20 protein-coding genes and 1 pseudogene are annotated in these 17,537 nt (G+C 71.9%); 6 read left to right on the forward strand and 15 right to left on the reverse strand.

Going from position 1 to position 17,537, the window contains the following annotated elements; genetic code table 11:
- Both ABZ354_RS24790 and ABZ354_RS24795 read right to left on the reverse strand, forming a co-directional pair.
- The coding region (locus tag ABZ354_RS24790; RefSeq protein WP_358660228.1) for a maltotransferase domain-containing protein at positions 1 to 658 on the reverse strand (658 nt) is incomplete at its 3' end.
- 84 nt (positions 659 to 742) lie between these two features.
- On the reverse strand, positions 743 to 1,174 hold the full coding sequence (locus tag ABZ354_RS24795; RefSeq protein ID WP_358660230.1) for a DUF5133 domain-containing protein: 432 nt from the start codon (positions 1,172 to 1,174) through the stop codon (positions 743 to 745).
- Between the two features lie 300 nt (positions 1,175 to 1,474).
- On the opposite strand from ABZ354_RS24795, the gene ABZ354_RS24800 reads away from it, so the two are divergent.
- Together ABZ354_RS24800 and ABZ354_RS24805 are read left to right on the forward strand one after the other, a co-directional pair.
- Positions 1,475 to 1,987: a pep a2 gene (locus tag ABZ354_RS24800; RefSeq protein ID WP_358660349.1), complete on the forward strand. Its 513-nt coding sequence runs from the start codon at positions 1,475 to 1,477 to the stop codon at positions 1,985 to 1,987.
- Positions 1,984 to 2,321, forward strand: a pseudogene (locus ABZ354_RS24805) (glycogen debranching enzyme); the annotation flags it as partial. The gene ABZ354_RS24800 and the pseudogene ABZ354_RS24805, both read left to right, overlap by 4 nt.
- 149 nt (positions 2,322 to 2,470) lie before the next feature.
- On the opposite strand, the gene ABZ354_RS24810 reads toward ABZ354_RS24805, so the two are convergent.
- Together ABZ354_RS24810 and ABZ354_RS24815 are read right to left on the reverse strand one after the other, a co-directional pair.
- Positions 2,471 to 3,274, reverse strand: a complete 804-nt coding sequence (locus ABZ354_RS24810; RefSeq protein WP_358660232.1) for a VOC family protein — start codon at positions 3,272 to 3,274, stop codon at positions 2,471 to 2,473.
- A 498-nt stretch (positions 3,275 to 3,772) separates the two neighbouring features.
- Positions 3,773 to 4,564, reverse strand: a complete 792-nt coding sequence (locus tag ABZ354_RS24815; protein ID WP_358660234.1) for an RNA polymerase sigma factor SigF — start codon at positions 4,562 to 4,564, stop codon at positions 3,773 to 3,775.
- Between the two features lie 580 nt (positions 4,565 to 5,144).
- Between ABZ354_RS24815 and ABZ354_RS24820 the strand changes: the two genes are divergently transcribed.
- The gene (locus ABZ354_RS24820; RefSeq protein WP_358660236.1) at positions 5,145 to 5,666 is read left to right on the forward strand and encodes a hypothetical protein; all 522 of its coding nucleotides are present in this window, start codon (positions 5,145 to 5,147) and stop codon (positions 5,664 to 5,666) included.
- Positions 5,667 to 5,732: 66 nt separating this feature from the next.
- Here ABZ354_RS24820 and hemC read toward each other — a convergent pair whose 3' ends face one another.
- The 4 genes from hemC to ABZ354_RS24840 all read right to left on the reverse strand — a co-directional run bounded on the left by hemC (position 5,733) and on the right by ABZ354_RS24840 (position 10,254).
- Complete coding sequence (gene hemC / locus ABZ354_RS24825; RefSeq protein WP_358660238.1) at positions 5,733 to 6,671, reverse strand: hydroxymethylbilane synthase; 939 nt, start codon at positions 6,669 to 6,671, stop codon at positions 5,733 to 5,735.
- A gap of 101 nt (positions 6,672 to 6,772) precedes the next feature.
- Positions 6,773 to 7,549 (reverse strand): NPP1 family protein, encoded by a 777-nt coding sequence (locus ABZ354_RS24830; RefSeq protein WP_358660240.1) that lies wholly within the window; start codon positions 7,547 to 7,549, stop codon positions 6,773 to 6,775.
- Positions 7,550 to 7,705: 156 nt separating this feature from the next.
- Complete coding sequence (locus ABZ354_RS24835) at positions 7,706 to 8,686, reverse strand: ATP-dependent DNA ligase (RefSeq protein WP_358660242.1); 981 nt, start codon at positions 8,684 to 8,686, stop codon at positions 7,706 to 7,708.
- Positions 8,687 to 8,805: 119 nt separating this feature from the next.
- A complete protein-coding gene (locus ABZ354_RS24840; RefSeq protein WP_358660244.1) occupies positions 8,806 to 10,254 on the reverse strand; it encodes an MFS transporter in 1,449 nt (482 codons plus the stop codon).
- A gap of 249 nt (positions 10,255 to 10,503) precedes the next feature.
- Between ABZ354_RS24840 and ABZ354_RS24845 the strand changes: the two genes are divergently transcribed.
- The 3 genes from ABZ354_RS24845 to ABZ354_RS24855 all read left to right on the forward strand — a co-directional run bounded on the left by ABZ354_RS24845 (position 10,504) and on the right by ABZ354_RS24855 (position 12,083).
- A complete protein-coding gene (locus ABZ354_RS24845; protein ID WP_358660246.1) occupies positions 10,504 to 11,154 on the forward strand; it encodes a TetR family transcriptional regulator in 651 nt (216 codons plus the stop codon).
- Positions 11,155 to 11,223: 69 nt separating this feature from the next.
- Complete coding sequence (locus ABZ354_RS24850; protein ID WP_358660248.1) at positions 11,224 to 11,604, forward strand: MauE/DoxX family redox-associated membrane protein; 381 nt, start codon at positions 11,224 to 11,226, stop codon at positions 11,602 to 11,604.
- The gene (locus ABZ354_RS24855; RefSeq protein WP_358660250.1) at positions 11,601 to 12,083 is read left to right on the forward strand and encodes a peroxiredoxin; all 483 of its coding nucleotides are present in this window, start codon (positions 11,601 to 11,603) and stop codon (positions 12,081 to 12,083) included. Before ABZ354_RS24850 ends, ABZ354_RS24855 begins: the two co-directional genes overlap by 4 nt.
- Before the next feature lie 70 nt (positions 12,084 to 12,153).
- On the opposite strand, the gene ABZ354_RS24860 is transcribed toward ABZ354_RS24855, so the two are convergent.
- The 7 genes from ABZ354_RS24860 to ABZ354_RS24890 all read right to left on the reverse strand — a co-directional run bounded on the left by ABZ354_RS24860 (position 12,154) and on the right by ABZ354_RS24890 (position 17,387).
- Positions 12,154 to 12,417, reverse strand: coding sequence for a DUF6253 family protein (locus ABZ354_RS24860; RefSeq protein ID WP_358660252.1), 264 nt, complete (start codon positions 12,415 to 12,417; stop codon positions 12,154 to 12,156).
- Positions 12,414 to 13,223 carry a maleate cis-trans isomerase gene (locus ABZ354_RS24865; protein ID WP_358660254.1) on the reverse strand — a complete coding sequence of 270 codons (810 nt, stop codon included), beginning with the start codon at positions 13,221 to 13,223 and terminating at the stop codon, positions 12,414 to 12,416. The genes ABZ354_RS24860 and ABZ354_RS24865 overlap by 4 nt, the downstream gene beginning before the upstream one ends.
- Before the next feature lie 31 nt (positions 13,224 to 13,254).
- On the reverse strand, positions 13,255 to 13,941 hold the full coding sequence (locus ABZ354_RS24870) for a transglutaminase-like domain-containing protein (protein WP_358660256.1): 687 nt from the start codon (positions 13,939 to 13,941) through the stop codon (positions 13,255 to 13,257).
- Between the two features lie 25 nt (positions 13,942 to 13,966).
- Positions 13,967 to 15,112: an acyl-CoA dehydrogenase family protein gene (locus tag ABZ354_RS24875; RefSeq protein WP_358660258.1), complete on the reverse strand. Its 1,146-nt coding sequence runs from the start codon at positions 15,110 to 15,112 to the stop codon at positions 13,967 to 13,969.
- An 82-nt stretch (positions 15,113 to 15,194) separates the two neighbouring features.
- Complete coding sequence (locus ABZ354_RS24880; protein WP_358660260.1) at positions 15,195 to 15,569, reverse strand: ectoine synthase; 375 nt, start codon at positions 15,567 to 15,569, stop codon at positions 15,195 to 15,197.
- Positions 15,570 to 15,654: 85 nt separating this feature from the next.
- Positions 15,655 to 15,912: an acyl carrier protein gene (locus ABZ354_RS24885; protein ID WP_358660262.1), complete on the reverse strand. Its 258-nt coding sequence runs from the start codon at positions 15,910 to 15,912 to the stop codon at positions 15,655 to 15,657.
- Complete coding sequence (locus tag ABZ354_RS24890; protein WP_358660263.1) at positions 15,909 to 17,387, reverse strand: AMP-binding protein; 1,479 nt, start codon at positions 17,385 to 17,387, stop codon at positions 15,909 to 15,911. Before ABZ354_RS24890 ends, ABZ354_RS24885 begins: the two co-directional genes overlap by 4 nt.
- Positions 17,388 to 17,537 lie beyond the last annotated feature (150 nt).

Consider the following 17,537-nt stretch of genomic DNA (forward strand, 5'->3'; position numbering starts at 1 on the left):
TGCCGTGCGGCTGCTCGGGGGTGCCCTCCGAGCGGGGGAAGAACTCGTACCAGGAACCGAACAACGCCCGCTCCCGCTCCACCAGCAACGGCAGCCGTTTCGAAGCGGTGACGAGCCGGCGCAGCGGGTGCCGGGCCAGCACCGCCCCGACCCCCGGATCCAACGCCGCCGCCAGCCGCTCCCCGGGCGGCAGCGCATCGTCGCGCAGGGTCCGCGCCGCCGCCGTCACCACGGCACGCCCCGCATCCTTCGGGACACCGCGCGCGGCGCGTGCGAACAGGTCGCCGCCCTCCTCCAGGACCAGCCCCGTGTCGATGCCCGCGGGAACCTTCACCCGCGCGATGCGGCGCCACGTCGTCACCGGGTCGCTCCACGCCTCGACCCGGTACGTCCACAGGCCCATCGCGTCCGGTGTCACCTCCGCGCCCCAGCGGTCCGATCCCGGCTTCAGCTCCCGCATCGGTGTCCAGGGCCCGTGCCGGCCGTCCGGGCCGGTGAGCACGACGTTCGCCGCGACCGCGTCGTGCCCCTCGCGGAACACGGTGGCGGTGACCTGGAACGTCTCTCCCACGACCGCCTTGGCCGGACGCCTGCCGCAGTCCACGGCAGGCCGGACATCGCGTACCGGGATACGGCCGATGGCCGAAGTCGTGCGCATCGGTTCACCTCCGCCGAGCTCGAAATCGTGTGGAAGCCGGGCCCGTCGGCCCGGCGTTGGATCACACTGTGCCGGAAAGGCGCCTTATGTCCCGGCAGGGAAACGCCGTTCGCACACGGGAGCGGACGCTGAGTGAGAAGCCGGGCCGGACGCCGGGTTGGCCATCCGGCCGGACATCCGGCCGGACGCGGGGCCGGACATCGGGCCGGACACCGGGCTTGACACCGGGCTTGACACCGGCGGTCTCCGCGCGGTGACGGCGACGGTGACGGGGACGACCGCGGACCGCTCGCTCTGCTCGCGCACGTACGAGCCGAGCGTCGAACGCAGATACCGCTCCGCGGCGTCCGCCGCCTCCCGTGCGCAGCGCTTCCCCATCAGCACGCACAAGGTGTAGCCCGCGTCCTCGAACGTGGCCCGCACGGCGCGGTCGGCCGGGGACGCCAGCATCGCGCGCTCCCATGCCCGGTACTGCCGCAAATGCCGGGCGACTTCGGCTTTGGCCGGTAGCAGCATGGCACCGTTCACCTTTCGGGGGTCTCGGTCGGCGCGTGTCCCGACGGTCGGGTCGGCGTCCGCACGCTCAGCGGCACGACTCCGTTACGGCGATCGAAGCTTTCACTCATAGTGCACGCGCGGGGACTGTACGTCCTGTTGGATCTTCGGCCCGCGCAGGCGCCTCTCGTGTTGCACGAATGGCGTAGCACCCGCACTGTGGAAATGACTCAGAAGCGATGGGCGCTCACGTTCTGCGCACGGGGCGCGTCCCGCAGGGACGCGGAGGACGCGAGCTTTCGCGGTGAGGAGCCGACGACGATGAAGACCGCAGTCCCCTGCTACTACCACCTCGACGTGGAGGTCAGCCCCGAACAGGTCGGACAGGTCAGGCGCGTCCTGGCCGCCTGCCTGAGGTTCTGGGACCTGGAGGATCTCGTCGAGCCCGTCTGCGACGGCACCGAGATGCTGCTGAACGCCATCGACGAGCACGCCACCGACAAGAACACCTCCATCGAGATGTGGTGGAACGGCCAGCACCTGATCACGGCGATCGGGGAGAACGACCACGCCCTGCGCCCCGACCAGGAGCTGCGCGGCTGCCTGGCCCGCATCGCCGCCATGAGCGACGGATGGGGCTGTTGTGCCACCGGCACCGGCAGCAAGATCATCTGGTTCTCGCAGCGCGCCCGGGCCGGCCAGCGCGTCCCGCTGGTGCCCCTGGCGCCCGCGCCCACCCTCCGCGACGGTCTCGACATCCCCCGCGAGTCCGTCCTGTTCGTCCTGGCGAGCCGCGCCGGCACTCCCGAGCCGGTGCTCGAGGGGGCGCGGTGACCGCACGCCGCACCGAGCGAGGGGTACCCGTACGAAGCGGGTACCCCTCCCCGCTGGGCACTGTCCACGACGGACGGGGCACCGGCTTCGCCCTGTTCGGCGAGGTCGCCGGACGCGTCGAGTGATCCTCGTCGACGACGCAGGACGGTCCACGGCTGTGCCGCTCACCGAGGTCGACGGCTTCGTCTGGCACGGCTGCCTGCCCGGCGTCGGCCCCGGGCAGCGCCCCGGCTTCCGCGTCCGCGGTCCGTGTCATCCCTCCGCAGGCCACCGCTGCAACCCCGCGAAGCTGCTCTCCGACTCCTACGCCCGCGCGGTCGACGGACAGATCAACACACCGGCACGGCATGTTCCCTCGCGAAGGCGCAGTTCAGCGGGTGGTGCGCGCAGCCGGCCGAGGCCGCGCCGGGACGCGAGGTGCGCGCGTAACCAGGGCGGGTCAGCGGGTGCGCCGCGAGGAGGGCGTGAAACCGGGGTGCGGGGTCAGCGGGTGCGCCGCGAGGTGACCGTGAACCGGGCGCCGTCGGGGTCGCGCAGCACCGCCTCCCCGGCGCTCCTGCTCAGCACGCTGCCGCCGAGCAACTCGGCCGTCCGCGCGCAGGCCTCCACGTCGGACACCGCGAAGTGGACCTGCCAGTGCGGCCGGACCGTCGGGTCGGGCGCCTCGTCCACGGCGCCCGAATCGATGCGCGCCACGATGTCGCCGCCGCTGCGCAGGACGACCTCGTCGGCCTCGTAGTGCACCTCGCAGCAGCCGGGGCTGCCGGACGCCCAGTCGAGGACCTGGCCGTAGAAGATGGCGGCGTCGAAGGCGTCGCGGGTGTGCAGCCTGATGAAGGCCGGCGCGGACCGGCGCCAGGTCTCCCAGTCGCTGAACAGCCTGCCCTCCCAGATGCCGAACGTCGCGCCGTCCCGGTCGGCCAGCAGCGCCGCGCGGCCCGGCGGGAAGGACAGCGGCCCGACGGCCGCGGTGCCGCCGCGCTCCTGCACCCGCGACACGGCCTCGTCCGCGCTGGGCACGGCGAAGTACGGCGTCCAGGCCACCGCCATGTGCCACATCGTGGCGATCGCGGCGATCCCGGCGACCGGCGCGCCGTCGGACAGCGCGATGCGGAAGTGCTCGCCGAGCTTGCCCCTGCGCCACTGCCAGCCCAGCACGGCCCCGTAGAACTCTTCCGTGGTGCGCAGGTCGCGGCTGGTCAGGCTCACCCAGCAGGGGGCGCCGACGACGGAATCGGTGGAGACCACGTGGGTCGTGCCGAGGGTGGGCGTGCTGTCGTGGTTCATGGCGGTCGCGTCCTGGTGTCGAGGGCCGGCGGCCACCGGTGCGCACCGGTGCCGGGCCGGTGCTGCTGCCGGCGTCTGCCGGGTACCCCGCAGGGGCCGGCGAAACGGGCGGTGACCGGGTGGCGGGTACGGGCCGAGTGGCGACGATGGAGGAGATCGGAGCAGTGCCCCACGGCAGGGGCGGCGCGACACACCGGACGCGGGGTGATCATGCCCACGGACGGGGGCTCGGAGCGGATGTCAGCGCCCCAGGAATGGGATCCAGCGGCTGAATACGGGGCCCTCGTCCCGCACGCCGCCGTCGACCGGACGATCCGCGTGGTCGTCGCGCCCGGACGGCCGTCACCGGACGGGGGACGGGCGGTGCTGATGAGCGTGTCCCGGCACACCGGCGCCACGCTCCGCGACGTCGCGGAAGTGATGCCCGCCCGGGGCCGCAGGCTCAACCCCCTCTCCCGCGCATGTCCCTGGGGAACATGTCCCCGGGGACGGACGGGCTCAGCGCATCTCGGCGAGGAGTTCCTCGCGCAGCCGGGCGAAGCAGCCGCTGAGGAGCCGGGACACGTGCATCTGCGAGATGCCGAGCTGCCGCGCGATGCTGCTCTGCGTCATGCCGGCGAAGAAGCGCAGGTAGAGGATGGTCCGCTCGCGCTCCGGAAGCGCCTGCAGGCAGGGCGTGGCCGCCACCCGGTTCTCGATGGTGTCGAAGGCGGCGTCCGGCCCGCCGAGCGCGTCACCGAGGGCGTACCCGTCGGTGCCCGGCATCTCGGCCTCCAGGGACAGCGCCGTGAAGCAGTCGAGCGCCTCCATGCCGGTGCGCACCTCGTCCTCGCTCAGGCGGGCCCGCTCGGCGATCTCACCGACCGTGGGCGGCCGTCCGGGGGGCGTCTGCGAGAGTTCCTTCGCGGCCTGCCGGACCCGGTTGCGCAGGTCCTGTACGCGCCGGGGCACGTGCAGGGTCCACATGTGGTCGCGGAAGTGCCGCTTGATCTCGCCGGTGACGGTCGGCACGGCGTACGCCTCGAAGGGGTTTCCGCGTGCCGGGTCGTAGTGGTCGACGGCCTTGACCAGGCCGAGCGCCGCCACCTGGTACAGGTCCTCGAGGGTCTCGCCGCGACCGCGGAAGCGGACGGCGATGCGCTCGGCCATGGGGAGCCAGAGCCGGACCAGTTCGTCGCGGAGTGCCTTGCGCTCCGGACCCCCGGGCATCCGTGCGAGCCGCTCGAACGCCTCCGCCGTGTCCGGGGCGTCGTCGTGCGGGTGCTGTTTCCTTCTGCTCGCGACGGGCATGTGCGCACCTCCCAGAGCACGTGCTCGATGGGCGGACATCGGGGGAGGCGCGGCTCGGACCGGCGGAGGACGTCCGGGACGGAGTACATCCGGGGTCCGGTGGGCGGCTCCCGCGAACGTGCCTCCTGTCCGAAGCACTGAAAAGGGCATTCCCCCCGGCGGTCGGTCCGAAACAATTCCCGTAATGCCGTCGACGCCTACGGCGATCGCTTTTATGGCTCGTTCCACAAAAACCCACGTAATGAAATCGAAGGAATCCATGGAGTGAAATGCGCAGGTCCGGGGCGTGGTCCGGGCGGGGTGGCACGCCGTCACCCCGTTCGCCCGCGCGTTCGATACCGGGCGTCTCGCGGTGCGGGGCACGGCCCACGGCGTGGTCCGGGGTGCGGCCCCGGGTTCGGGACGTGATGTGCGGCACGCCCCGGTCGGACTGTCGGAGGGTCCCGGAGGGATTGTTCCTGCGCACGGCTTGATCAGCGATCAGACGGGTGAATTACCTGGCCACAGCCCATTCAGCCCATTTGACAGTGCGCCGAGCGCACAGATAGGAAACAGCGGTCCGGAGGTCGAGAGGGGCACTGTGTACGAGCCGAACGTGGTCGGGGACTGGCAGGAGTACGACGAGCACACCGGTCTGCGGGTCCGCGTCCACCGTCTTGAGCCGGCCGAGCCGCCGCGCGGACGGGACGACGCCGCCGAGGGAATGACGTACTTCAGTGTCCGCGTGACCGTCGAGAACCGCGGGGAGCATCCGGTCGGAATTCATCTCGAGGACGGTCAGATCGATGTGCGCCTCGGACCGGACGGCGAGAGCGCTTTCCTCGACTGGCGCAATTCGCAGTTCGTCGAGGGTTTCGACGTCTATCCGCTGCGGCGCGCCACCGCCGTGCTGTTCGCGGCGGGACCCGGGGCGGCCCTGAGCCAGGTGGACGTCCAGGTGCAGCTGCGTGTCGACGAGGAGTGGTGCGAGCGCCGGCTGTGGGTCGGCGGCATCGGCCTCCAGGAAGAGGACACCGGCACTCCTCACGGGGCGGTCCGGGACCGTCTCGCCCACCAGGTGAGCAGTTTCCTGCGGGACCAGGCGGAGGAGGGCACCTCCTGACGCCGCCCGCGTACCGGCCCGTCGCCGACGGCCGCCGCGCTCGGCCGTCGGTCGCGTGCGGCGGCCTCAGTCGTGCGGGATGCCGTCGATGATCTCGCGGGCGCCCTGCCGCAGCAGGGCCACGGCGACCGAGGTGCCGAGGGTGGCCGGGTCCAGCCGGCCGGCCCACTCGTGGGCGTTCAGGCGCGTCTTGCCGTCGGGGGTGAACACGCACGCCCGCAGGGACAGTTCCCCGCCGCGGTCCACGCGCGCGTAGCCGGCGATCGGGCTGTTGCAGTGCCCCTGGAGCACGTGCAGGAACATTCGCTCGGCCGTGGCCTCCCGGTGCGTCTCCGGATGGCCGAGGGCACTGACCGTGTCGATCAGGCCGGTGTCGCCCTCGCGGCACTGCAGGGCGAGGATGCCCGCGCCGATCGGCGGCATCATCGTCTCCGGGGACAGCACCTCGCTGATCACGTCGGTGCGGCCGATGCGCTCCAGGCCCGACACCGCGAGCAGCAGCGCGTCCGCCTCGCCGTCGGCGAGCTTCGCCAGCCTGCGGTTGGCGTTCCCGCGGAACGGCACGCACCGCAGGTGCGGGTGGGTGGCGGCGAGCTGGGCGACGCGGCGCACCGAGGAGGTGCCGACGCGGGTGCCGGGCGGCAGTTCGTCCAGGGTGAGCCCGGTGGGGTGGACGAGCGCGTCGCGGATGTCGTCCCGCTTCAGGAACGCGGCGAACACGGTGCCCGCGGGCAGCGGCCGGTCGGCCGGTACGTCCTTCACGCAGTGCACGGCGAGATCGGCCTCGCCGGCCAGCAGTGCGGCGTCGACCTCCTTGGTGAAGGCGCCCTTGCCCTCCACCAGGGAGAGGTCGCCCAGCCACTTGTCCCCGGTCGTCCTCACGGGCACGACCTCGGTGCGCACTCCGGGTCGCAGGGCGGTCAACTCGGCCTGGACGCGCGCCACTTGGGCCAGCGCCATCGGCGAGTCGCGGGAGACGATGCGGATCGTTTCGGCAGCGGGCATGCGAACCACCATAGACGCCGGCACGGCCGGGACACGCCGCAGGGGCGACCCCCGCGCCCCGGCGTGGCCTGGCGCACCGGCCGGGGCGGGGAGGAAACGCGTCAGGCGTTCGGGTCGAAGGGGATACCGGACGGCTTCGCGGAGGACAGGTGGGAGGCGAAGGAAGCGTCCTTCAGGCCGAAGTTGGCGCTGCCGAAGTCCCAGCCGCTCAGTTTCTCGCGGATACCGGCCGGGTAGCCGTTCCAGCCGATCAGCGACGGGTACTGCCAGGTGCCCTTGTGGTTCTCCGGAGGCTCGTCGTTGCCGCTCGCGAGCCGGAAGCAGTGCGTGCCGATGCCGTCCTTGTGGTAGACGACCTTCGCGTGCGTGCCCTCGAAGCGGACTTCGGAGCGGGCGTGCACGGTGAACGAACCGTGGTTCGACGTCGACACGTACTGCACGGTGCCGTTCTGCACCCACACCACGACGTGCTCCCAGTCGTGCCGGTGCCCGCCGATGCTGGTGCCCGCGACCGCCTGGTCCTTCTCGAAGTACAGGCCGTACAGGTAGGCGCACCAGCCGTTGTTGCACTTGTAGCGCGAGTAGCTGTTGGTGTTGTCCAGGTCGGAGGCGTCCCGGCACTCGCCGTTGAGCGCGCCGGTGGGGTTCAGACCCGGGTTGACGGTCCCGTCCGCGCTGATGGCGGGCGTGGCGTAGCAGCCGTCCTTGTCGTAGTCGAAGGCGGGCTGGTATGTCCGCTCGCTCGTCTCGGCGTTGCCGGGCAGGGCCGGCGGCGGGGCCGCGAAGGCGGTGGCGGGGAAGGCGATGACGAATGCGGCGGCACCGGCCAGACCGGTGAGCCATCTCCTGCGGTGGGTTCGGGACGTGCTCGACGGCACTGCGTCCTCCTTCTGGGTCCGGGCGCGGCCGAACGGCCGTGGGGGGAAACGGACTTCAGCATCCCGGTTGGTCAGGTCTATGCCAAGAGGGTGTCGGCGTCCCCGCCGTGAAGAAGGGCCCAGCAGCCGGTCACCGAGCGGGCGTTCGGTGGCGACTCACACCAAGTCGTCCGGGATGTCCGCCGCTGCCTCCTCCGGTGCCAGGTCGGGGCGCAGCCGCAGCCAGGACGGCTGGCGCAGCATGCCCTCGCGGGTACGGGTGCTGTAGCGGACCTCGCCCACCAGCCGCGGCACCACCCAGCGGGCGCCGGGGACGCGCGGCACCGGGTCGAAGGGGCAGACGTCGGTACCGGCGGCCCGCAGCAGGCCGGCGAGCTGTTCCCGCTCGTCCTCGCTCCAGCCGGTGCCCACCCCGCCGACGTAGCGCAGCCGCCCCGCGGCCCGCTGGCCGACCAGGACCGCGCCCGGCAGGCCCGTCAGCCGGCCCTTGCCGGGCAGCCAGCCGCCCACCAGCACGTCCTCGCTGCGCATGTTGCGGATCTTGATCCAGGCGCGGGAGCGCACGCCCGGTTCGTACACCGAGTCCAGCCGCTTGCACACCAGTCCCTCCAGGCCGTGCTCCCGGGTGGCCCGCAGCGCCTGCTCGCCGTGCCCGACGAGCGCGGCCGGGGTCGACCAGTGCGGGCCGTGCAGCGCGAGGTCGTCCAGTCGGGCCCGGCGCCGCCGGTACGGCAGCCGGAGCAGGGACCGCCCCGCCAGATGCACCACGTCGAACAGCACCAGGTGCACGGGGGACCGGCCGGCGAGCCGGGCCGCCCTGGCGGGGGCGTGGGCCAGGCCCATGCGGGACTGGAGCAACTGGAAGTCCGCCCGGCCCTCCTCGTCCAGGGCCAGGACCTCGCCGTCCAGCACGGCGGGCGTGGTGCCGAGGGCGCCGCCCAGCGCCGCCAGTTCGGGGTAGGCGCCCGTGATCTCCAGGCCGGAGCGGGCCCGCAGCAGCAGGCCGCCGTCACCCGGCAGATACGCGACGACACGCTGGCCGTCCTGCTTGGTCTCGTAGGCCCAGCGCGTGTCCTGCGCGGCGGGCGGCAGCACACCGGGCGTGGCGAGCATGGGCGCGATCAGCGGCAGAGTCACGGGTGAGGTGTCGACGCGGGCGCCGGCCACCACGCCCGCCGAGCGGCAGGTTCCCCTGAAAGAGCCCGTCACGGGACGGCACGCAGGGGGTACCGTCCCGCTCTTCGGCTTCCGCCCGTTCAGCCCACCGACGGGGCGTCCGCCGTGCGCTCCGGAGTGACCGGAGCCGTGGCCGGCGAAGGGGCCGCGGGTGCCGTCGGGAGAAAAGCGGCGAGCGCGCACGCCAGCAGGGCCGCGCCCGCACCCAGGGCCATGACCACCTTGAAACCGTCCTCCGAGGGCAGGGCGAAGCCGCCGAAGTCCGTCGTGAGACGGGCCAGGAGCACACCGGCGACGGCGCTGGCGACCGACGTACCGATGGAACGCATCAACGTGTTGAGGCTGTTGGCCGCGGCCGTCTCCCGCAGCGGCACGGCACCCATGATCAGCGCGGGCATCGCGCCGTACGTGAAGCCGATGCCGGCGCCGATGACGCAGGAGACCAGCACGAGGTGCCACACCTCGGACATCAGCACGACGTTCAGGCCGTAGCCCGCGGACACGATCAGCGAGCCGATCATGAGCGTCACCCTCGGGCCCCGGGTGCGGGACACCCGCGCGGAGACCGGCGCGAACGCCATCATCACCAGGCCGGACGGGGCCATGACCAGACCGGCGGCGAGCAGCGACCGGCCGAGCCCGTACCCGGTCGCGGCGGGCATCTGGAGCAACTGCGGCAGCACCAGCGACATCGCGAACATCGAGAAGCCGACGGCGATCGAGGCGAGGTTCGTGAACAGCACCTGACGGCGCGCGGTGGTGCGCAGGTCCACCAGCGGCTCACCGGTCCGCAGCTCCCACCAGCCCCACACCAGCAGCACCACCACGGCCGCCGCGAGCAGACCGAGCGTCGTCCCGCTGCCCCACCCCCAGTCGGCACCCTTGGATATCGCCAGCAGCAGGCAGATCAGGCCCGCCGCCATGCCGAGCCCGCCGATCGCGTCGAAGCGGCCCCCGGTGCGCACCTTCGACTCGGGCACCAGCAGCAGGACCAGCACGAGCGCCAGCGAGCCGAGCGCGGCGGACGTCCAGAACAGCGCGTGCCAGTCGAGGTTGTCGGCGATGAGCGCGGCGGCCGGCAGTCCGAGGGCGCCGCCGACCCCGAGGGACGCGCTCATCAGGGCGGTGGCGCCGGCCAGTCGCTCGGGCGGCAGCTCGTCCCGCATGATGCTGATGCCGAGCGGGATGACGGCGGCGGACAGCCCCTGCAGCGCCCGCCCGACGATCATGGGCACCAGCGTGTCGGAGAGCGCGCAGACCACCGACCCGGCCACCAGCAGCACCGCGCAGGCCAGCAGTACCCGGCGCTTGCCGGCCATGTCGCCGAGCCTCCCGGCGACCGGAGTGGCCACGGCCGCCGCCAGGAGTGTGGCGGTCACGGCCCACGCGGCGTCGGACGCCGGTGCGTCGAGGTACTTCGGCAGCTCCGGGACGATCGGGATGATCAGTGTCTGCATCAGCGAGACGACGATCCCGGCGAACGCCAGGACCGCCACCACGGCACCGGGCCGCGGCGGTGAGTCGGACATGAAGGTGCCTTCCGCAGGAGGGGCGGGCCGTGGTGTGCGGCGGGCACGACGCTGTGCCGGTCGCACACAATTAAATCAACTGCTTGACTTATGTGGGCTCACTGTAACGGCACGGCGAAGGCCGCTCCGCGCGGGACGTTGCGTAGGCTTCCGGTGCCGGTGAGAGACCCGCCGCCCGGGCGGCGGCCCCGCGGCGGTTCGAGGGACTGGCCGCCGGGGAGAGCGAGAAGTCCCGGTGCGGTGGTGACCATGTCCGGCAGAACGGCACGGGCGGAACAGGTGAACGCGACCCGTGACCTCATCCTGACGACGGCCGAGCGCCTGTTCGCCGAGCGCGGCGTGTACGCCGTCTCCAACCGGCAGATCAGCGAGGCCGCCGGACAGGGCAACAACGCCGCCGTCGGCTACCACTTCGGCACCAAGACCGACCTCGTCCGCGCGATCTTCAGGCGGCACGCCCCCCGCGTCGAGGAGATCCGCGTCCGGCTGCTCGCCGGCATCGGCGACTCGACGGACGTACGCGACTGGGCCGACTGCCTGGTCCGCCCCGTGCCCGAGCACCTGGCCGCGCTGGGCAGCCCCACCTGGTACGCCCGGTTCTGTGCCCAGGCCATGACGGACCCCGCGCTGCGGCAGATCCTGCACGAGGAGTCCCTCACCTCCGCGGCCCTGCGCGAGGCCGTCGACGGCCTCAACCGGTGCCTGCCCGACCTGCCCGCCGAGGTGCGCGCCGAACGCGCCGGCATGGTGCGGCTGCTGGTCGTGCACACGGCCGCCGAACGGGAGCGGGCCCTCGCCGAGGGCGCCCCCACCCCACGCCTGACCTGGCAGGACGCCACCGCGGGCCTCGTCGACGCGATCGTCGGGCTGTGGCCGGCGCCCGTGACGGCCCGCCCCTGACCCGGCCCCGGCCGAGACCCGTGATTACCGCCCAGTAAGCTCGGGTGGCAGGCCGTCCAAGGAGGCACCGTGCCACCGTCCGAACGCTCGCCCCTGCTGCTCGCCGGTCTGCTGGCCGCCGCGGGCGCCGCCCACTTCGCCGCTCCGCGGCCGTTCGACGCGATCGTCCCGCGCACCCTGCCCGGCTCCCCGAGAACCTGGACATACCTCAGCGGAGCCGCCGAACTCGCCCTCGCCGCCGGGGTGGCCCTGCCCCGCACCCGGCGCAGGGCCGCGCTGGCCGCGGCGGCGTTCTTCGTGGCAGTGTTCCCGGCGAACGTGAAGATGGCCGCCGACCGGCGCCACCGCCCCGCGCCGCAGAAGGCCGTGGCGCTGGGACGACTGCCGCTGCAACTGCCGCTCGTGCTGTGGGCCCGGGCGGTCGCCGACACCACGGAGGACGCACGATGACCGGGACCGTACGGATCGGCGACACCGTCGAGGACTTCGCCCTGCCGGACGAGACGGGCCGGACGCGGACCCTGTCCGGTCTCCTCGCGGACGGACCGGTGGTGCTGTTCTTCTACCCCGCCGCCATGACCCCCGGCTGCACGGCCGAGGCCTGCCACTTCCGCGACCTGGCCGCCGAGTTCGCGGCAGCGGGCGCGAGCCCCGTCGGCGTCAGCGGCGACCCCGTCGACCGGCAGCGGGAGTTCGCCGGACAGCACAACCTGGGCATGCCGCTGCTGTCCGACACCGACGGCGCGGTCCGTGACCGGTTCGGCGTGAAGCGGGGCTTCTCCCTGGCACCCACCAAGCGCGTCACCTTCGTCGTCGCACAGGACCGCACCGTCCTGGAGGTCGTCCGCAGCGAACTGCGCATGAACACCCACGCGGACCGCGCCCTCGCCGCGCTGCGCGCCCACCGGGAACAGCCCCCCGTGTCCTGACCCGTACACGGCGGAGGGGCCCGGGCCGCGAGCGGCCCGGGCCCCTCCCACGACCGGGGCGGCGCCCCGGTCACCGCATCCGGGCCCGCCTCGTCCGCAGATTGTGCGAGCCGGGGTGCGACTCCGGGTGGCGCGCGAGGATGTCCTCGTCCAGGGGGTGCGCATAGCGGCGGAAGCCGGGGACGGAATCGGCCCGGTGCAGCGCGCCCCGGTACAGCACCATGCCGTGGACGGTGATGCCGTCGTCCCGCCAGCACACGAGCGGAAGCCGGCAGGCCTCCCCGTCCCCGGTGAGGAACAGCGCCACGTGCCCGTCGGCCGCCAGCAGGCTCACTCCCCGCCCCCCGGCGGCCGAGTGCCGAACAGCCGACCGTACCCGGTGATCTGCCCGGCCGCTTCCTCCGCCCCGGCCAGGTGCAGGGCGTGCCAGAACAGCACCTGGTTGGCGGTCAGGACCGAGAAGCCGAGCTCCTGCTCCAGGGCGTTGATCACGCCCACCGCGCGGATGCCGTTGCCGGCCACCAGGACGGCGTCGGGCCGATGGCCGGCGACCGTGGTGCGGATCCACTCGGACAGCGCCTCGGGCGTGATCAGCTTCTGGTTGCTGGGCAGCCCGCACGGGCCGTGGTGGACGACCTCGAAGCCCTGCTCGGCGAAGTAGTCGCCGCCGAGCCCGGAGAGCCGGTCGTCGAACCACGGCGGGTTGACGAGGGCGATCCGCCGGGCACCGAGCGCGGTGAAACCGGCCACGGCCGCCTTGGTGGTGCCGGTCATCGGGATGCCCCGGGTGTACTGCGCGAGCCGGGCGAACAGGTCCTTCTCACCGCTCGCCCCGAGGACGTACGCGGAACTCGTGAAACCGAGCGCGATCGCGTCGAGCGGGGAAGCCGCCAGCAGCTCCACCGCGTTGTCGATGTGCGGCGGCTCCACGAACGCCCGCACCGGGTCGTGCGGGATCTTCGGGTCCATCTCGCCGCCGGCCCGCATCGCACCGAAGTACACGCGCGAGCCGTGCACGAACACGTCGTCGGGCGCGATCGCCTGGCACTCCGACTCCGGGCCGACGTCCGCGTGCGGTACGACCACGCCGATGCGCGCCCGGGCCTCCCAGCCGTCCTTCTCTGCACGGATGGTGCTCATATCGGTCTCTCCTCCTTTGTCGTCGGACCGGTCAGACGGACGCTTCGGTGGCCAGGGAACCGCCCCGGACGGTGCCGCTGCCCTCGGAGTTCAGGAAGCCGGGGTGCTTGCGGCGCATGTTCTCCATGACGAACTCGTAGGGAACGTCGTCGAAGCCGCCGTGGTCGGTCAGGAACTCCATGTTCTGGCGGCCCTGGTCGTCGAAGGGGTGGTGCAGGCTGTCGGCCGTGCCGTCGAACTCCAGCGGCTGCATGCCGTACAGCCGGCACAGGATCTTGTTGAAGACCGGGGTGGCCTTGACCCACTTGCCGTCCAGGTACACGGAGTTGAGGCCGTGGAAGAAGACGTCACCGCCGATGTGGGCGCGCAGCCGGTCGGAGGCGAGGTGGTTGCGGACGTCGCCGTAGTGGACGCGCGCCGGGATGCCCACGGCGCGGCAGGCCGCCGCGTAGAGCGCCGATTTGTGCAGGCAGAAGCCCTCGCGGGCGGACGCGGTGTGGCTGGCCCGCAGCCCCTGCGGGGACAGGTCGGCCCCGTACACCTCGTAGAAGACGTCGTCGCGGACGGCGTAGTAGAGCTCGACGGCCAGTTGGCGCTTGTCCGCGCCGCGGTCGGGGACCGCCTCGTCGATGAAGGACTGGACGGCGTCGCTCTCGTAGTCGAGGAAGGCGGTCGGCGCCGTGAGCCGTTGCAGATCGTCCGGAGTTGCTTCGTTCATGATGACCCTTCCGTCAGGTCCCGGCTCAGAGGCCCAGGAGGGAGGCGATGCGATTGCGCTGGATCTCGCTGGTGCCGGAGTAAATCGTTCCGGCAACCGCGTTGCGGACGTCCCGCTCGATGCCGGTGGCGGTGAGGTAGCCCTGGCCGCCGAAGATCTGGACGGCGTCGAGCGCGGTCTGCTTGTTGGCCTCGCTGACCACGGTCTTGGTCGCGGCGATGTCGATCGCGGCGTCCTGCCCGGCCTCCACCTTGGCGCCGGTGTCGGTGAGCCACTTGCGGGCGGTCTCCACCGCGATCTTCATGTCCGCGACCTTGTGCGAGACGCCCTGGAACGCGCCGATCGGGCTGCCGAACTGGCGGCGGGACCGGGCGTACGCGAGCACGCGCTGCAGACGGTGCTCCATCTCGCCGAGCGTGAGGGAGAAGGAGAAGAGGATCTCCCGCTTCATCACGTGGTCGAGGATCAGGAAGCCGGCGCCCTCCTGGCCGATGCGCCGGGAGGCGGGCACGCGCAGCCCCTCGAAGGTCACCTCGCTCAGCGGGGAGGTGCGCAGCCCCATCTTGCCGAGCGGCGCGCCGACCCGCAGACCGGGAGTGTTCCGCTCGACGAGGAAGACGCTCAGGCCGAACGGGCCGGGCTTGCCGGTCCGCACGTAGAGCAGGAAGAGGTCCGCGATCGGGGCGTTGGTGATGAACATCTTGCCGCCGTCGATGACGTAGTCGTCGCCGTCGCGGGTCGCCGTGGTGGCGACGTTCAGGGCGTCGGAGCCGTTGTCCGGCTCGGTGATGGCGTGCGCGGTGATCAGATCACCCGTGACGATCCCGGGCAGGAAGCGGGACTTCAGATCCTCGGAACCGAACGCCTGCAGCGGGACACCGACACTGACGATCTGCGTGGAGGCCGAGAAACTGAGGCCGGCGTCGCGGCAGGAGTGCCCGAGGCCCTCCAGGGCGCGCATCGTGTCGGTCAGGGTGCCACCACGGCCCCCGTACTGCGTCTCGAACGGTACGGCGAGCAGTCCCGAGCGCTGGATCGCCTTCCACTTCTCCCAGGGGAACTCCCCGAGAGCGTCCCACGTCTCGACGTCGTCGTTGAGTTCGTCCATCCAGGGCGCGGCGAGGTCGTACGGGTCCGGGTCGGTGCTCTCGGACTGCGGTGCGGATGTCATGCGTGTGCTGCCTTCCGGTACGTCGCTGATCGGATGCGGGGCCCGCCACCGTCGGCGTGCGGCGGGCCCCGGAACGCGGAACTCAGTACTGGGAGAAACCGTCGGGAGACAGCGTGTGCTTCTCGTCACCGCGCAGCGCCGGGCTGAAGACGGACACCAGCCTCAGGTCCTCGTAGTCCGACGCTCTGAGGTAGTGCGCGTCGTGTTCGTTGAGGGCATATATCGTGCCCTCCGTGATCTTGTAGGTCTCGCCGCTCGCGGTGACGACCTCGCCGGAACCCCCCGTGCAGTAGCAGGCCTCGAGGTGACGGCGGTACTCCAGGGCGCTCGTGGTGCCCTTGCGGACCAGGGTCTCGCACACCGTGAAGCCCATCCCGTCGGCCTCGGTCAGCAGCCGGTGGCTGGTGCCGTTGCCCCACTCGACGGGGGCGACGTCGCTGGTGCTGCGTACGATCACTGTTGTCTCCTTGTGTGGTGACCGGGAAGTCCTCCACAGGACTCCCGGGAGTGTGGTGCGGTCCGCCGCGGGGACGCGGCGTGACTCAGACCGCGGTCTTCGTCGTGCTCTCGACGAACGCCGCGATGGCGCCGATGCTGCGGAAGTTGTCCGGGATCAGCGGGATGTCGTCGATCGGGATCGTGTACGCACGGGAGAGGTGCGAGACGATCCGGACCACACCCAGGCTGTCGACGACGCCGTTGTCGATGAGGTCGAAGTCGGCGGTCAGATCCGCCGTGTCCTCACCCGCGAGGAACTGGGTGATGATGTAGCCGCGTATCTCGTCTACCAGGGAGGTCATGCGGATGTTCCCTTCTGTCGAGCTGCCTTGATGAGGTTGCGGTCGGGCTTTCCGGTGGACGTGCGCGGCAGTGGATCGTCGCCCACGTGCACGGAGGACGGGATGGCGTGCCGGGGCAGGCGCTGGGCGCTGTGCGAGCGCAGTCGCAGCGAGGTGAGCGCGGTGCCGGGCCGCCGGGTCACCTGGGCGTGCAGCTTGTAGCCGGCCTCGGAGTCGGGGATCGCCACGACGGCGGCCTCGGCGACCTCGGGGTGAGCCGCGAGGACGTTCTCGACCTCCTGCACATTGGTCCGGATGCCGCGGACCTTGACCTGGAAGTCGGTGCGTCCCTGCAGCCAGTGCACGCCGTCGGCGTCCCGGGTGACGAGGTCGCCGGTGCGGTAGAAGACCTCGCCGCCGCCGTCGGGGGCGGGCACGAAGACCCCGTCGTTGCGAGAGCGCTGGAGGTATCCGGTGGTCTGGAACGGTGTGGTCACGAGCAGCTCGCCGGTGCCGGGACCGTCGAGGATCTGTCCCTCCGTGTCGAGCAGCAGGGCCCGCACTCCGGGCAGCGGTCGGCCGATGGGCGTCTGCTCGCCGGCCGTGGCGGGGTCGGCGTCGTGGATGAAGCTGTCGTTGGTCTCGGTGCACCCGAAGACGTTGTGGAAGGTCGCGCCGGGGAACGCCTTGCCGAGCTGGTGCAGCAGCGCCTGAGGCATGGCGTCACCGGTGAAGATCACGGTGCGGACCGCCGGATGGACGGCGCCGTCCTGCGTGAGCAGCCGGTGCAGCATGGGCACGCCCTGGACGAAGGTGACCTCGTGTCCGCTGACCAGGTCCTGCAGGTAACGGGCGTCCGCGCTGGATTCCTGCTCGGCGAGCACCACGCGGGCTCCCAGCCGCAGTCCGGTCCACACGTCGAGCAGCGAGAGGTCGAAGTTCAGCGGGGCGTAACTCAGCAGGGTGTCCTGCGGGGTGAGCCCGAACCGGTCGGTCGCCCAGTCGGCGAACCGGATGATGGCGTCGCCCAGAATGGGCACGATCTTCGGCGTACCGGTGGAGCCCGAGGTGGTGAGCAGCAGAGGCGCGGTGGCGGGGTCCACGGTGTCGAAGCCGAGGGCTGCCTGCTCGTCGGGCTCGACCGGAGCCGCGTCGAGCACTCCCTTGTCGTCGACGGTCAGCACCTGGGAGCACCGGGCCTGCGCGGCAAGCGTCGCACGGGCCGAGGCGCCCAGCTCGGGCGAGGGAGCCAGGACCGCGTAGCCGGCCCGGAAGGCGCCGATGATCAGGGCGATCGTCGCGGGCGTCTTGTGGGCGGGCACGCACAGCGGCTGCTGCCGGTCGACGCCGAGTTCTCCCAGAGCCCCCGTCAAGTCCTCGGCGAGGTCGAGCAGTTCCCGGTACGTCACCTGCTGTTCGCCCCGGATCAGGGCAACCTGTTCGGGCCGGTGCCGAGCGTGCTCGGCCAGGGCGTCGAGAAGGTTTGGTAATCGCACGTTCCCCCCTGTTCGTTTTTATGTCCATGCAAGTAGTCAGCCCGAAGGGATGACGGCGTGAATCGGTCAAAGAACTCGCGGAACCCGACAGGCCTTGTAATCAGCCAGTCTCCGCATCACCCCCACGTGATCGAGCCGCGACCAACCGTA

The sequence above is a fragment of the Streptomyces sp. NPDC005925 genome (genome assembly GCF_040638805.1).
Lineage (GTDB): Bacteria > Actinomycetota > Actinomycetes > Streptomycetales > Streptomycetaceae > Streptomyces.

Bases quoted from the DNA above. Each gene is read 5' to 3' on its own strand.
- ABZ354_RS24855 (WP_358660250.1), top strand. From the start codon at position 11,601: ATGACCGGGACCGTACGGATCGGCGACACCGTCGAGGACTTCGCCCTG.
- ABZ354_RS24870 (WP_358660256.1), bottom strand. From the start codon at position 13,941: ATGAACGAAGCAACTCCGGACGATCTGCAACGGCTCACGGCGCCGACC.
- ABZ354_RS24840 (WP_358660244.1), bottom strand. From the start codon at position 10,254: ATGTCCGACTCACCGCCGCGGCCCGGTGCCGTGGTGGCGGTCCTGGCG.
- hemC (WP_358660238.1), bottom strand. From the start codon at position 6,671: ATGCCCGCTGCCGAAACGATCCGCATCGTCTCCCGCGACTCGCCGATG.
- ABZ354_RS24800 (WP_358660349.1), top strand. From the start codon at position 1,475: ATGAAGACCGCAGTCCCCTGCTACTACCACCTCGACGTGGAGGTCAGC.
- ABZ354_RS24865 (WP_358660254.1), bottom strand. From the start codon at position 13,223: ATGAGCACCATCCGTGCAGAGAAGGACGGCTGGGAGGCCCGGGCGCGC.
- ABZ354_RS24845 (WP_358660246.1), top strand. From the start codon at position 10,504: ATGTCCGGCAGAACGGCACGGGCGGAACAGGTGAACGCGACCCGTGAC.
- ABZ354_RS24815 (WP_358660234.1), bottom strand. From the start codon at position 4,564: ATGCCCGTCGCGAGCAGAAGGAAACAGCACCCGCACGACGACGCCCCG.
- ABZ354_RS24885 (WP_358660262.1), bottom strand. From the start codon at position 15,912: ATGACCTCCCTGGTAGACGAGATACGCGGCTACATCATCACCCAGTTC.
- ABZ354_RS24875 (WP_358660258.1), bottom strand. From the start codon at position 15,112: ATGACATCCGCACCGCAGTCCGAGAGCACCGACCCGGACCCGTACGAC.
- ABZ354_RS24795 (WP_358660230.1), bottom strand. From the start codon at position 1,174: ATGCTGCTACCGGCCAAAGCCGAAGTCGCCCGGCATTTGCGGCAGTAC.
- ABZ354_RS24810 (WP_358660232.1), bottom strand. From the start codon at position 3,274: ATGAACCACGACAGCACGCCCACCCTCGGCACGACCCACGTGGTCTCC.